Source organism: Serratia sp. S4, assembly GCF_000347995.1.
GTDB classification, from domain to species: domain Bacteria; phylum Pseudomonadota; class Gammaproteobacteria; order Enterobacterales; family Enterobacteriaceae; genus Serratia; species Serratia quinivorans.
In genome coordinates, this window is the sequence record NZ_KB661120.1 from 2,110,636 (window position 1) to 2,125,296 (window position 14,661).

Sequence of the window (14,661 nt, forward strand, 5' to 3'; positions counted from 1 at the left end):
ATCCCCGCCCGAACGTCGCATTTCTGAACTAAAATTAATCATAATGCTATAACTCTGATGTTAGCGCAGAAGCTGGGGTCTCTACTGAATCAATGACAGGAGGCGCTATGTGTTATCAACATATTGTTATCGCCACCGACCTGAGTGATGACGGCAAACGGCTGGTGGAAAAAGGCGCGCGCTTGGCCGCTGCGCTGCAGGCTAAACTTTCCCTTATTTACGTGGATATTTACTACGATACCTATCATGCCGCGATTGGTTTCTCTGAGAAGAGTTACGACGGTGGATCTTTTGAAGACAAGATCAAAAAAGAGCTGGAGCCGCTGACCCAAAACGTGAATTACCCGATCAACGAGGTGATTATTGGGCGCGGTGATTTCACCGAGCAATTGCAAAATGCGGTGGTGGATAAAAGCATCGATCTGGTGATCTTCGGCCACCACCACGATCTGTGGAACAAGCTGTTTTCCTCTACTCAGCATGCGATCAACCAGTTGAACGTTGACGTACTGGTGGTCCCGATTAAATCCTAGCCCGAGCGCAACCCCTGCCAGTTGAGCGTTCTGGCAGGGTAACGGCGAGATTATCGGGTGAAAAAGTCGTTATACAGCATGTAAAGGTGAGCTGCGCTCCAGGAGAAATTCGGTGCGCCCTGTTGCATGCCGGTCAGCGGATTATAGTTTTCGCGGATTGGTCCGTCGGTGATCAGTCCATCGGCGTGGTTGAAGAAGGCCTGTGCCATGGCGACGGCGTCGGCACGGTAGCCATAGCTTTCCATACCCTTTAGCCCGAAATACAGTTGATCTACCCAGACTCGTCCACGCCAGTAAATATCTGCACCAAACGCCGGGTTGGTGAGTGCCGCCGTACCGAGTGGGACGTAGGTATTGAACTCACGCGAGTCCTTCATCACCTTCACTACCGCATCGGCATGTTGCTGGCTGGCTGCTCCATTAAACAAGGGGGACCAGCCTTCCGGCCCTTTGCCGCGTTCGACAATGGGTTTGCCGGCACAGCCATTGGGCAGGGGTTTATCTTCAATGCGAATGTCGTAGAAGAAGCCACTGGACGAATCGAACATGCAGCTATTGATGTAATTCGCCAGCTTGTCGGCCTTGCTGCGGAAGGCGGCGGCATCGGCGCTGTGGCCCAGAATATCGGCCATTTTGGCCAGGTATTTGTTGTCGCTGTACATGTAGCTGGCTTGATCCACCGACTCCTGCAGTAAGGAATAGCCGAGCAGAGTGCCGTCTGCCGCACGGTTTTCCGCAAATTTCACCTGCCAGTCCTGCCGCTTTCCACCTTGTGCCAGGTAGCGGGTCAGCTGATCCGGGTCGATAAAACCAAAGGCAGCGGCATCGTCACGTCCAGACTCCCAGGAGGCGGCAACCTGGGCCGGGATTTCGATGTTGTCATAGTGCCCGGAGCGAACAACCCGGTCATAGTTGTTCAGTCCGGCGAGCGTTTTCTCCTGCTGCCCGCGCTTAACGGTGAACAGCATCCGACCATCTGGCGTATTGTGCGCCTTATCCCGCGTCGCGCCATATTCCGGCACGCCGTTGCCGTTATGGTCGCGGTTATGCAGCCACCAGTTGTGGTAGGCGACCAGCTTCGGATACATCTCGGCCAGCCACTGTCTATCGCCGGTGGTGTTATACACCTCCATTACCGCCCAGGCCGCCAGGCTGGGTTTGGTATTGCGTTCATTCCAGTTGCTGCCGTCGCCGCCGCGTTCCGGGCTGGGGTTATAGGCGATCAGATCCGGGATAAAGCCGGCATCCCATGGGCGCAGTGGGTCATCCGGCTGGATTTGGAAGGCGAACACCGCACGGATATTATCCTTGGCGACGTCAGGATTAAAATGCGCCATGGCGTAGGCCTGTTTCCAGGTATCCCAGGGCCAGGTCTGGTTGCCGGAGAACCAGCGCCCGGTCACCGAAGGCGTCACCGAATCAAACTTCATCGCCCCGGCCACGCCGCGCCAGTTGCCATTCAAGGTTTCTATCGCTTTCACCGCCACGCGCTCCTGTGCCTGGGTGGCGTGTGGGTTGGTAAGCCCCTTGCTGAGATAGTTTTCCCAGCGTTGCGCGGAAGCATTCATATACTGCTGCGGGTTGGCGAGGATAGCGGCAATCTTGCCCTGTTCCTGCTGTACCTCAGCGGCGGTGAGCAGGTGAGAGTAGGTGGTGTAGAGGGTGGTGGAGCCTTTGATATTGGCTTTGGCGATAAACTGATGGCCGTTCACCGTCGTTTGCTGCGGCAGTGATTTATGAATCTGATATTCAGACTGGCCGGAGGTCATCAGTTGCGAAGAGGCTCGCACCTTGCCAAAGGTGACCCGCAGGCCGTCCGCCGTCGGCAGAATGTGCCGCGTGTAGCCCGGAAATGCCTGCTCGATGGTCTCAGGTGACTGTGGCCTCTGCTCCTTGGCGTAGTATTTTTCCAACAGCGCACCGTCCCACACCAGCTCCAGCGGCGTATCGGTGATGATTTGGGTTTCCAGCAGCGAGGTGCGTGCGGTAGCGAAACGCAGCGTCAGATTGACCTGGATCCCCGGCGCGCTGAGTTGTTGGACAAGCGCCCCCGGGATGCTGTAGGCGGTCATGCTGAAGTTTACTTTCTCCCCATTTTTATACAGGCTCAGCCGATCGAAGTTGTCGGCCATAAAGTTGATGTATTCTTCGGTAAGCAGCGCCGGGCCGGGGAAACCGCCGATACCTTCCGGGCCGTCCGGCAGCAAGTGGCCATGCCAGGCCCCCAGATCAAAGAACGGGTTAAAACGTTGGTGTTCATCAAAATCGTAGTCGAGCATGTAGTGTGGCGCGCCGCTGCGATTGATGACGTTTTTATAGGCAGCTGCCCGCAGGACGTTCTCATTCGCCGGGTGAGAAGAGCAGCCTGATATTGCCAGCGTGATAGCTATGGCCAAAGGCGGCAGTTTATTAATCATATTCATTAGGATTGCCCTGTCGGTTACCAATAGAAATACTGCATCAGAAACACCGAGTTGCTGGCGTCGGTGCTGTCGTTGGTCATATAGAATTTACTGTCCAGCGCGGTGGCGAATTTGCCGCCGCCATACTCGTACCAGATACCGGCCTGCGCGTAAGACGTGGCGGTGTCCGGCGCATTGTCCAGCCGGTGGCGGGCGTAGCTGTAAGCGGTCGAGAAATACAGCCCTTTGGTGGCTTCAACCATGGCGCTTAACATCAGGCCCGACTCGGTGCCCGGGTGGCTGCCATCGCCCTTGCCGGTGTGGTGCCAGACGCGGCCGGCCAGGTTTTTACCTTTTAGCCCCAGCAGGTACAGTTGCCCCATGCCGTCGGTAATTTCCAGGCCGTTTAATAACGTCAGTTCTTCCTGCAGATCGTATTGGGTATAGCCGTTGACCATGGCACGGTAGGTATATTTGTCCGAGTAGCGGTCATATTTACCGAAGTGCAGTAACGCCTTACTTTCGTCGATGCGGCTTTCCGGTGCGGCGGTGACGCTGTAACGGAATTTTCCGGTCAGATTCTGCAGTTTGGCCGCGTAGGAGAGATCCCGGGTGTTGAGGATCACATAGCCATATTCCGGGGTAAAGTCGGCCCACCATTGCAAATCGTCCAGCGAGGAGTCGTTGCGTACGCTAAGCATCATTTCGGTGCCATCGTCGGTGCGATAGCCGCCGTAAAAACGGTTGATGCCGCCTTCAAATCCACCCCAACTGTGGTCTGGCACCCAGGCATTGCCCTGATGATCCGCCTGCACCGTCCAGCCTTCGCCGTAGATCAGGCCGAACCAATGGCCGTGTTTGATCTCCAGCCCGCCTTCGATATAGGTACCGTCACTGTATTTGTGTTGGTGTTCACCGTTGAGATAGACGCTGCCACCGATGCCCAGCTCACCGTAAAAGCGCAGGGCGGTAGCGGCGGTGGTTGTCAGTTTGGGGGGCGGCAGCTCGTTATGTTCCGCCGGCACCACGGACTCTTGCGCCGGCAGTTCCAGGGGTAAAATCAGGAGTAAAACGGGTAAAAATCTATTATTGGCTATTATTTTCATTTGGACACGCATCTGTTTTTGGTTAGTGGACGTTCGGCACGGCGTGACACCTGCCAATTCATTCCATTAACCGCATGTAGGTCGGCCCCTTTTCCCTGGGAGGAGGTAAAAAACCGTCTTAAACAGGACGGTAAAGCGGCAGTTATATTAGTAAAATATTTAGTAAAAAATACCGTAACATCAGTAAATCGTTAACTTGATCACAAAGGGTGAAATCGGTATCTTCGCTATTAAGCATTGCGAACCGTCTGCAAGCGCCGCGCGGGGCGCGATAAGGATGCTTCTGGCGGATAAAAAGGGGGGATGGGGCATCAGGGCGTATACCTTGCTGAGCCGTCCCGGTAAGCTAGCGTTTTGTCTATCCATTGAGACTCTATGGCCACACTGAAGGAAATCGCAGAAGCTGCGAACGTGTCTGTTGCTACCGTTTCGCGAGTGCTGAATGACGACCCCACTCTGAGCGTGAAAGCGCAAACCCGACAAAAAATTCTGGAAGCCGCAGAGCGTCTCGAATACAAGGTTCAGCCTTCAAAACGTCAAAGCGGGCATCGGCTGACGTTTGCCGCGTTGTTCACCTATAAGCAGGGCATCGAGATTAACGATCCTTACTATCTGGCGATGCGCTATGGCATTGAAACTCAATGTGAAAAACTGGGTATTTCGCTGGTGGCCTGTTACGACTTCAACGGTGAAAAAGCGCTCCCTGCGGCGGAGGGGCTGCTGGTTATCGGTCGCCCTCAGCCGGTGTTGTACGAGCAACTTGGCCAACAGAAAGTGCCGGTGGTGTTCCTTGACGGTGTGGTTGAAGACCCGCAGTTCGACTGCGTCAATGTTGATTTGTACAAGATCAGCCAGAAGGTGATCGACTATTTCATCGGACGCGGTTATTCACGTATTGGGTTTATCGGCGGGCGTGACGATCCGGCCTTTGCCGATCAGCGCGAGCAGGCATTTGTTGAGTATGGCCGGTTGAAAAATGTGGTGCAGCCCCAGGATATTTACATCGGTGACTTCAGCAGTCAGGCGGGTTACCAGTGCGCCAAACGTATGCTGGAGGACACCAGCGATTATCCCCCGGCGCTGTTGGTGGCGACCGACTCTATTGCCATCGGCGTCCTGCGAGCACTGCATGAAAAGGGCATCCAGGTCCCTGGGCAGATTGCGTTGATCAGTGTGAACGATATTCCCACCGCCCGGTTTATTTTCCCTGCCTTATCAACGGTTCGCATTCCATCAGAAACCCTGGGCGCTCAGGCCGTCAACCTGTTGATGGAGCGCATTCGCGATGAGCGAACCATTCCTTTATCGATCTTTGTTCCCAGCTCGCTTCAGTTGCGCGACACCACGCTAGCCTGATTAATCTTCCCTGTGCGGCACGCCGATGGCGACTGCACAGGGAGGCCCGCCAGAGTAAAAATTAACGTCATGATTAAAAAAGATATTTAATATTTTTTGTGATCCCGTCGGCATTGGGTAAATATGTTCTGTGAATTTTACTAAATATTTACTATCGTTCTCCCATTGAAAGCTGTCGGGAGACGTGACGTGAACAATTGGGAAAACATAGAAAAGCAGTCGGAGAATCGCCTGCCGGCGCGGGCGAGTTTCTTCAGCTATGCGGATGCCAGGCAGGCATTGAGTTTTGATCGTAACGCAAGTTTGGGCTTCCAGTTGCTGAGCGGGCGTTGGCAGTTTCGCTACTTCGAACACCCGGACCTGGTGCCGGAGGCGTTTTACCGCCAGCCGATGGCGGAATGGGGCGAAATCACCGTGCCGGGCATGTGGCAGATGGAAGGGCATGGTCAACTGCAGTATACCGACGAAGGTTACCCATTCCCGATCGACGTGCCTTATGTGCCGACCAATAATCCTGCCGGGGCCTATCAGCGCCTTTTTACTCTCGATAACGAGTGGCAGGATCAGCAGGTCATCATCAAATTTGACGGCGTGGAAACCTATTTTGAGGTTTACCTCAATGGTCACTATGTCGGTTTTAGTAAAGGCAGCCGTCTGTCAGCCGAGTTTGATCTCAGCGACTATCTGCAAGCCGGGGACAACCTGCTGTCCGTTCGCGTGCTGCAATGGGCCGATTCTACCTATATCGAAGATCAGGACATGTGGTGGATGGCCGGTATCTTCCGCGATGTTTATCTGATCGGCCAGCAACGCACGCATATTCATGATCTTACTTTGGTTACCACCTTTGACGATCAGTATTGCGATGCGCTGCTGGCGATAGACGTCGAGTTGCAGCATCTGGGGCAAGGCGTGGCTGGCGGTTATCGTCTGCAGGCGCAGCTCTTTGACGGTGAAGCCTGCGTCGGTGAGCAGTGGGCGAACGAACTGAGCATTGGGGCGGGTGCCACCTGCCGGTTTGAGATCCCGGTCAGCCAGCCCAGGCAGTGGAATGCGGAAGATCCCTATCTGTATCAACTGCTGCTCAGCCTGCGCGACGGCGATGGCAATCTGTTATCGGTAGTGCCGCAGCGGGTGGGTTTCCGTGAAATTAGCGTGCGCGATGGGCTATTCCACATCAACGGGCGCTACCTAAAACTGCACGGCGTTAACCGCCATGACCACGATCATCGCAAAGGTCGGGCGGTTGATATGGCGCGGGTTGAGCGCGACATCGTGCTGATGAAACAGCACAACATCAACTCGGTGCGCACCGCCCATTATCCGAACGATCCGCGTTTTTACGAGCTGTGCGATATCTACGGCCTGTTTGTGATGGCGGAAACCGATCTGGAAAGCCACGGGTTTGCCAACGTTGGCGATATCAGCCGCATTACCGATGATCCACGTTGGGAAAACGCCTACGTAGAACGCATTGAGCGCCATGTGAAGGCGCAGAAAAACCATCCTTCAATCATTATCTGGTCACTGGGCAACGAGTCTGGCTATGGCTGCAACATTCGCGCCATGGCCAAACGCTGTAAGGCGCTCGATGCCACCCGACTGGTGCATTATGAAGAAGACCGGGATGCGGAAGTGGTCGATGTGATCAGTACCATGTATTCCCGCGTGGCGATGATGAATGCGTTCGGTGAGTATCCTCACCCCAAACCCCGGATCCTGTGTGAATACGCCCATGCGATGGGCAATGGGCCGGGCGGGCTGTTCGAATATCAGTCGGTGTTTAACCGCCATGCCAGCCTGCAGGGTCATTACATCTGGGAATGGTGCGATCACGGTTTGCTCAGCCATGACCAGCAGGGGCGGGAACGTTATCAGTACGGCGGCGATTACGGCGATTACCCGAATAACTATAACTTCTGCATGGATGGCCTGATCTATCCGGATCAACGTCCTGGTCCCGGCCTGCGTGAATATAAACAGGTGCTGTGTCCGGTCGAGGTGAGCGGCGTGGGCGAGAAAACGCCGGTATTACGGGTCAAAAACCGCTATTGGTTCAGTTCGTTGGCCGATATTACGCTGAAGGTCAGCGTTAAGGCCGGCGGGCGGCTACTGACCGGCTATGAGATTAAGCTGCCGCACCTGCAGCCGGAGGAATCAGAAGAGGTCCATTTGCCTGCATTGGCGCTGGGCGCGGAAGAAACCTTCATCGACGTCGAAGTGTATAAAGATAGCGCCACCCGTTACAGCGAAAGTGGAGATCTGCTGGGGCAATATCAACATCTGTTGCAGCCTGCCACCGCGTTAGTTAGCCCACCGGAGTCCATCCCTGTTTCTGCGCTGCAATGCGCTGACGAAAACCATCAAATTATTGTCAGTGGCGAGAACTTCAGCCTGACCTTCTCGCGCCTGAGTGGCGAACTGCAGTCGTGGAAAGTGGCAGGAGAGGAGGTGGTGGGCCGCGCACCGCACCTGACCTTCTTCAAACCGGTGATCGACAACCACAAACAGGAGTATGAGGGCATTTGGCTGCCGAATCATCTGCAGATCATGCAGCAGCATTTCCGTAGCCTGCACTGGGAACGGCAGGGGGATGACGTGGTGATTGAAGTCCGCACCCTGATTGCCCCGCCAGTATTTGATTTTGGCATGCGTTGCCGTTACCGCTGGCAGATCTCTGCGCAGGGCCATGTCAGCCTGGATCTGTCGGGCGAGCCTTACGGCGATTTCCAACAGGTGATCCCGAAGATTGGCCTGGATTTCGGCCTCAGCCGCCGCTTTGAACAGGTGGAATACTACGGCCGTGGGCCGGGGGAAAACTATCAGGACAGCTGCCAGGCTAACCTGATCGGCCACTATCAGCAGCGGGTTGGCGAGCTGTTTGAGCACTATCCGTTCCCGCAGGATAACGGCAATCGCCAAGAGGTACGCTGGCTGAGTCTGCAAGACGCCAATGGCCACGGCATCTTTATCCAGCCGCGGCGGCCGATCAATTTCAGCCTGTGGCCCTACAGCGCCGAGATGCTGCACCAGGCTCAGCATATTAATGAACTGGAAGAAAGCGACTACCTGACGTTAAACCTCGACGATCAAATTCTGGGGCTGGGCTCCAACTCCTGGGGTTCGGAGGTGCTGGATTCCTATCGGGTTTATCTGTCGCCATTCAGCTACGGCTTTACGCTGGTGCCGTTTAACCGGCAGGAAACCGAGGCGGCTACGCTTGCCAGCTATCGTTTTTCACCGGCCATTAATAACGCTCAGTCAGAAGAGGCGAACTTATGATTATTGTCGAATCATTAGCGGAGTTTCAGCTTATTTACCGCGCCGGGAAAAAATGGCAACGCTGCATGGAGGCCATCAATAATATTGAACGCATCGAGCCCGATGTCTTTTATTCGGTTGGCGACTCGCTGGTTTACCGGTTGGCGTCCGGCCCGGGCCAACAACATGGCTGGCTGGAGGGGAATCGCCGCTATTTTGATCTGCACTATTACCTTGCCGGCCAGGAAACCATCGAGATTGCCGATAAGTGCGAGCTGACTTCAGTGGTGGCCTATCAGGATGAAACCGACCGCGAGTTTTTCAGCGGGCAGGGCGAGCCACACCGGGTGGGGCAAGGGAATGTCGTTATCTTTGAGAATCACCAGGCCTATCGTTTTAAAGAAAGTCACCAGGTAAAAAAAGTCATTTTAAAAGTGACGGTAGAAGACAGCTATTTCCTTAATAAATAGCCGAACTCCTAATTAAAAATAAGCCCCATTGCTTTCAGGTTGCCGCCGGCAAGGCTGCAGCTTGAAAGACCAGGGGAAATAAACCGATTAAGTACCCTACAATATTTCGGAGAGTGTCTATGGCTGTGTCGAATAGAAATACTATCGGCAAGTTCGGCCTGCTGGCGATGACGTTCGCGGCAGTGTTCAGCTTTAATAATGTAATAAATAATAATATTCAGCTTGGCATTGCCTCCGCCCCGGTGTTCCTGGTGGCGACCATCATCTATTTTATTCCATTCTGCCTGATCATTGCCGAGTTCGTTTCGCTAAACAAAAACTCCGAAGCCGGGGTGTATGCCTGGGTAAAAAGCGCCCTGGGCGGGCGTTGGGCGTTTATGACCGCCTATACCTATTGGTTTGTGAACCTGTTCTTCTTCACCGCGCTGTTGCCGAGGGTTATCGCTTACGCCTCTTACGCGTTTTTGGGCTATGACTACGTCTTCACGCCGTTAACCACCGCGATCATCAGTATCTTCCTGTTCGCGTTCTCGACCTATATCTCCAACAGCGGCGCCAAGCTGTTGGGCCCGATGACCTCGGTCACCTCTTCGTTGATGCTGTTGCTGACGTTCTCCTACATCATCCTGGCCGGTGCGGCGGTGATTGGCGGTATCGAACCGGCGAACCCGATCACGGTGGAAGCCATCACCCCTAACTTTAACTGGGCCTTCCTCGGTATCACCGCATGGATTTTCCAGGCGGCGGGCGGGGCCGAATCGGTGGCGGTGTATGTCAATGACGTGAAGGGCGGCAGCCGCTCGTTTGTGAAAGTGATCATCCTTTCCGGACTGGTGATCGGCGTGCTGTACTCTGTGTCATCCCTGCTGCTTAACGTGTTCGTGAGCCGCGCCGATCTGCACTTTACCGGCGGTACGGTTCAGGTGTTTGAAGGGCTGTCGGCGCACTTTGGCCTGCCGGCGGTGCTGATGAACCGTTTCGTTGGCCTGATCTCCTTTACCGCCATGTTTGGTTCATTATTGATGTGGACTGCCGCCCCGGTAAAAATCTTCTTCACCGAGATCCCCAAAGGCATTTTTGGCGAGAAAACCATCCGCCTGAACAAGCATGGCGTGCCGACCCGCGCGGCCTGGTTGCAATTCTTTATCGTCATCCCACTGATGCTGATCCCGACGCTGGGCTCTGACAGCGTGCAGGATTTAATGAATACGCTGATTAATATGACCGCCGCCGCATCGATGCTGCCGCCGCTATTCATTATGCTGGCTTACTTAAACCTGCGTTTGAAGTACGACCGCGTACAGCGCGACTTCAAGATGGGTTCCCGGCTGCAGGGCATCGCCATTGTCAGCACGCTGATCGTTATTTTTGCCGTGGGTTTTGTCGCCTCAACCTTCCCGACCGGCGCCAGCATTATGACCATTGTGTTTTATAACGTTGGTGGGCTAGTAATCTTCCTTGGTTATGCCTGGTGGAAGTACAACCGATACTCGAAGACCCTGGATGCTCAGGCCCGTTATGACGAGGACACGCCGTTGGCCAGAATCGAACTTGAAGCACAGGATGGCAAAAAGAACCTCGCCGGCGATCTGCGCTGCACCACCTTGTAATCCACTATCGATAACACTCGCCCCTCGGCGTTGGCTGGGGGCATTAAAGGGCGGTCGGGCTCACAGGCCGCCCTTTTGTTTTCAAGACATATGTGAAAGCCGTCGCTTTAGGCAGCAACTTCGGTTCCCCCTTTCGCCGTCTAAATCGATAGCATTCTAGCAACCAAACAAAAGTTAGGTTATGAATCTGAAAGTGCTATCCGTTTGTTTTATGAAGATTATTAAAAGAATAAAATGCTGCATTAGATCTAATGACTATTTTTGGCTGAGTTAACGCGTCATAACCAATTTTATAAGTTGATGGCTATCACATAATTACTCTTGAAACTCCGTTCATCCGTCTTACGATCGCCTTCCCAATTCCCCGCTAAAACTATAAATCCAACTTTACTGTTTTTCAGACTCGTTATAAAACAAACTCATGTTTAAAAACAAACAAGTGTCCAATATGACCAGCAGAGAAAAACAGATATTGCAGCTTCTGAGACGTGATCCTTTGATCCCACAGCAGGAAATTGCCGATGTTTTAGGTATTAGCCGCTCTGGTGTTGCCGGGCACATAATGAATTTAATGAATAAGGGATATATAAAAGGCAAGGGTTATATATTGTCGGAGCACAGCTATGTGGTGACCGTGGGTTCGACCAATATGGACGTCTGCGGTTATGCCTCATCTAAATTAGTGTATGAGGACTCTAATCCGGGAAAAATAAAATGTACGCCCGGTGGCGTAGGCAGAAATATTGCGCAGAATGTCGCTTTATTAGGGCGGGAATGTCACCTTATTTCCGTTGTCGGCGACGACTTCTATGGTGAAACACTGTTGGAGCAGGCGAAGCTGGCGGGAGTGCATATCGGCAACTTCCATAAACTGCACGGCGAAAATACCTCAATCTATGTCTCTTTGCTCGATAACAGCGGTGAAATGCTGGTGGCCATTAACGACATGCGGATCCTAGAGAAACTCACGCCAGCCTTATTAGCCACTTCCAAAGATCTAATCCAGCATGCCGGCGTGTTGGTGGTTGATTGCAATCTCACTGAGGATGCATTGGCCTGGTTATTTGGCCATTCCGGCAATGTACCTGTGTTTGTTGACACCGTATCGGCGTTTAAAGCGCCAAAAATACGCCGTTGGCTCTCACACATTCATACGCTTAAGCCGAATCGGCTGGAGGCCGAAGTTCTCAGCGGCATGGCGATCCACGAGCCTCAGGACGCGCAGCCCGTTGCCCAATGGTTTCATCAGCAGGGGGTGCAACGATTAGCCCTCAGCATGGGGCCAGCCGGCGTTTATTACAGCGAGATTGATGGGCAAAACGGCTGGTCGCGGCCACTGAGCGTCGACATCGTTAATGTCACCGGTGCCGGTGACGCCATGATGGCAGGCCTGGCCCACTGCTGGCTGGAGGACATGACACTGACAGACAGTATTCGTTTTGCTCAGGGCTGCTCGGCATTAACCCTCTCATCCGAATTGACTAATAACCCTAACCTGTCGAACGGCAGCGTTCAAAAACTGTTGGAGCTACAATCATGAAAAACAATGTTATTTCCCATGACTATCTGGATATTTCACCGGAAGTTGCCGAAGCTTTAGCCAACAAACGCCCGGTTGTGGCTCTGGAATCCACCATTATTTCCCACGGTATGCCATACCCGCAAAACGCGCAGACCGCGCTGGAGGTTGAACAAAAAATCCGTGATAACGGCGCAGTACCGGCCACTATCGCCATTATCAATGGCCGCATGAAGGCGGGGCTGAGCCGTGAGGAAATCGAACTGTTGGGCAAAGAAGGCCACAAAGTGGCGAAAGTGAGTCGCCGGGATTTGCCCTTTATCGTCGCCGCCGGTCAACACGGCGCCACCACCGTAGCCTCAACCATGATCATTGCCGAGATGGCGGGTATCCACGTGTTTGCCACCGGTGGCATTGGTGGAGTGCATCGCGGTGCCGAGCACACCTTTGATATCTCTGCGGACCTGCAGGAATTGGCCAGAACCAACGTGGCGGTGATCTGCGCCGGGGCCAAGTCTATTTTAGATTTGGGGCTGACCACCGAATATCTTGAAACCCACGGGGTGCCGGTGATTGGCTACCAGACTCCAACGCTGCCGGCATTCTTTTGCCGCACCAGCCCATTCACCGTCAGCATTCAGTTGGATGCCCCGGCGGAAATCGCCCGGGCAATGGCCACCAAATGGCAGGCGGGGCTGGAGGGCGGCATGGTGATCGCTAACCCGATCCCGGCGCAATTTGCGGTACCGGAGGATAAAATTAATGCTGCTATTGAACGGGCGGTGCGCGAGTTGGTAGAACAGGGGGTTCAGGGTAAAGAAAGCACGCCGTTCTTACTGGCCCGGGTGGCTGAACTGACCGGTGGCGATAGCCTGACGGCCAATATTCAGTTGGTGTTCAACAATGCCAAACTGGCGGCGCAGATCGCCTGTTGCTATCAGGAAGAGGCCGCCTGAGACGACAGTAGTTTCCTTAATTTTTACCCTGATAACCAACATTAAATAAAAATTCCAGCCTGGAAGGTGGAGGGGGCAGCCTTGTCTCTTTCTCCTTTCAACGCTGGGCATAAAGGGATGGATTTATGGACTTACTCCGCAGCATAATAGGTATCTGTATTCTTCTCCTTATTGCTTTTATTTTTTCAAATAACAGAAAGCACATTAGCCTGAGAACCGTAGGTTGCGCTTTAATTCTACAGATTTTGCTCGGCGCGATTATGCTTTATGTACCGGCGGGGAAGTGGGTGATTAATGCTATTGCCGGCGGGGTCAATAAAGTGATTTCTTACAGCGATGCCGGTAGTTCATTTATTTTCGGTGGGCTGGTGGGGCCGAAAATGAATGTACTGTTTGACGGTGCCGGGTTTGTTTTCGCTTTCCATGTTCTGCCTACAATTATTTTTATTACCGCACTGATCTCAATTCTCTATTACCTCGGCGTGATGGGGGGGGTGATTAATGTACTGGGTTATATTTTCCAAAAGATGTTGCGGATCAGCAAGGTCGAGGCTTTTGCCGCAGTAACCACTATCTTCCTGGGGCAAAACGAACTGCCTGCGGTGCTTAAGCCTTTTATTAACAAGATGAGCCGCAATGAGCTGTTTACCGTGATTTGCAGCGGAATGGCGTCGATCGCCGGATCGATGCTGGTGGGCTATGCCGGGCTGGGCGTGCCGATTGAATACTTACTGGCGGCTTCATTGATGGCGATCCCCGGCGGGATTTTGTTCGCACGCATGCTCAGCCCGGCCACCGAGGTTTCGCAGGTTGAATTCAGCCAGATGTCGTTTAGCGACAAACGCCCGTCAAGCATTATCGAAGCGGCGGCCAGCGGTGCCATGCTGGGCCTGAAAATTGCGGTGGGTGTCGCCACCGTGGTGATGGCATTTGTGGCGTTGATTGCGCTGATCAATGGCCTGATCGGCGGAGTGGGTAGCTTGCTGGGGTGGGAACAGCTGAGTCTGGAAAGGCTGTTCGGCTATGTGTTCGCGCCGTTGGCTTACATCATGGGGGTTAACTGGGACAACGCGGGCCTGGTGGGCGGGCTGATAGGCCAGAAGTTGGCGATCAACGAATTTGTCGCTTACGTGAATTTTTCAACTTACCTCAAAGATACCGTCGCAGTGCTGGATACAAAAACCATCGCAGTTATCTCCTTTGCACTGTGTGGGTTCGCCAATTTTGGATCGATCGCTGTAGTAGTGGGAGCATTCAGCGCGGTTGCGCCAGAGCGCGCTTCGGATATCGCTAGCCTGGGTCTGCGTGCCTTGTTGGCAGCGACGTTATCTAACCTGATGAGCGCCACTATCGCCGGGTTGTTTATTGGTCTTGGGGCGTTGACCGCATCATTATGATAATGGCCTGTTTGTTGGCTATTGGGGGATTATCTCTCGCTATAAACTTGC

General features: G+C 53.6%; 10 protein-coding genes. 8 read left to right on the forward strand and 2 right to left on the reverse strand.

What is annotated here, in order from left to right; translation table 11 throughout:
- Positions 1 to 107: 107 nt before the first annotated feature.
- The gene (locus SERS4_RS0110665; RefSeq protein ID WP_017892470.1) at positions 108 to 533 is read left to right on the forward strand and encodes a universal stress protein; all 426 of its coding nucleotides are present in this window, start codon (positions 108 to 110) and stop codon (positions 531 to 533) included.
- Between the two features lie 50 nt (positions 534 to 583).
- On the opposite strand, the gene ygjK is transcribed toward SERS4_RS0110665, so the two are convergent.
- Positions 584 to 2,956, reverse strand: coding sequence for an alpha-glucosidase (gene ygjK, locus SERS4_RS0110670; RefSeq protein ID WP_017892471.1), 2,373 nt, complete (start codon positions 2,954 to 2,956; stop codon positions 584 to 586).
- A gap of 17 nt (positions 2,957 to 2,973) precedes the next feature.
- On the reverse strand, positions 2,974 to 4,041 hold the full coding sequence (gene ygjJ / locus SERS4_RS0110675) for a protein YgjJ (protein ID WP_017892472.1): 1,068 nt from the start codon (positions 4,039 to 4,041) through the stop codon (positions 2,974 to 2,976).
- A gap of 375 nt (positions 4,042 to 4,416) precedes the next feature.
- Here ygjJ and ebgR point away from each other — a divergent pair, with 375 nt between their 5' ends.
- The 7 genes from ebgR to SERS4_RS0110710 all read left to right on the forward strand — a co-directional run bounded on the left by ebgR (position 4,417) and on the right by SERS4_RS0110710 (position 14,610).
- On the forward strand, positions 4,417 to 5,397 hold the full coding sequence (gene ebgR / locus SERS4_RS0110680; RefSeq protein ID WP_017892473.1) for a transcriptional regulator EbgR: 981 nt from the start codon (positions 4,417 to 4,419) through the stop codon (positions 5,395 to 5,397).
- Positions 5,398 to 5,586: 189 nt separating this feature from the next.
- Positions 5,587 to 8,679, forward strand: a complete 3,093-nt coding sequence (gene ebgA, locus SERS4_RS0110685; protein ID WP_017892474.1) for a beta-galactosidase subunit alpha — start codon at positions 5,587 to 5,589, stop codon at positions 8,677 to 8,679.
- On the forward strand, positions 8,676 to 9,128 hold the full coding sequence (locus SERS4_RS0110690; protein WP_017892475.1) for a beta-galactosidase subunit beta: 453 nt from the start codon (positions 8,676 to 8,678) through the stop codon (positions 9,126 to 9,128). Before ebgA ends, SERS4_RS0110690 begins: the two co-directional genes overlap by 4 nt.
- 119 nt (positions 9,129 to 9,247) lie before the next feature.
- Positions 9,248 to 10,738, forward strand: coding sequence for an amino acid permease (locus SERS4_RS0110695; RefSeq protein WP_012006399.1), 1,491 nt, complete (start codon positions 9,248 to 9,250; stop codon positions 10,736 to 10,738).
- A gap of 421 nt (positions 10,739 to 11,159) precedes the next feature.
- A complete protein-coding gene (locus SERS4_RS0110700; protein WP_017892476.1) occupies positions 11,160 to 12,278 on the forward strand; it encodes a PfkB family carbohydrate kinase in 1,119 nt (372 codons plus the stop codon).
- Positions 12,275 to 13,213 (forward strand): pseudouridine-5'-phosphate glycosidase, encoded by a 939-nt coding sequence (locus tag SERS4_RS0110705; RefSeq protein WP_017892477.1) that lies wholly within the window; start codon positions 12,275 to 12,277, stop codon positions 13,211 to 13,213. The genes SERS4_RS0110700 and SERS4_RS0110705 overlap by 4 nt, the downstream gene beginning before the upstream one ends.
- 125 nt (positions 13,214 to 13,338) lie before the next feature.
- A complete protein-coding gene (locus SERS4_RS0110710; protein ID WP_026142316.1) occupies positions 13,339 to 14,610 on the forward strand; it encodes a NupC/NupG family nucleoside CNT transporter in 1,272 nt (423 codons plus the stop codon).
- The last annotated feature ends 51 nt before the right edge of the window (positions 14,611 to 14,661 follow it).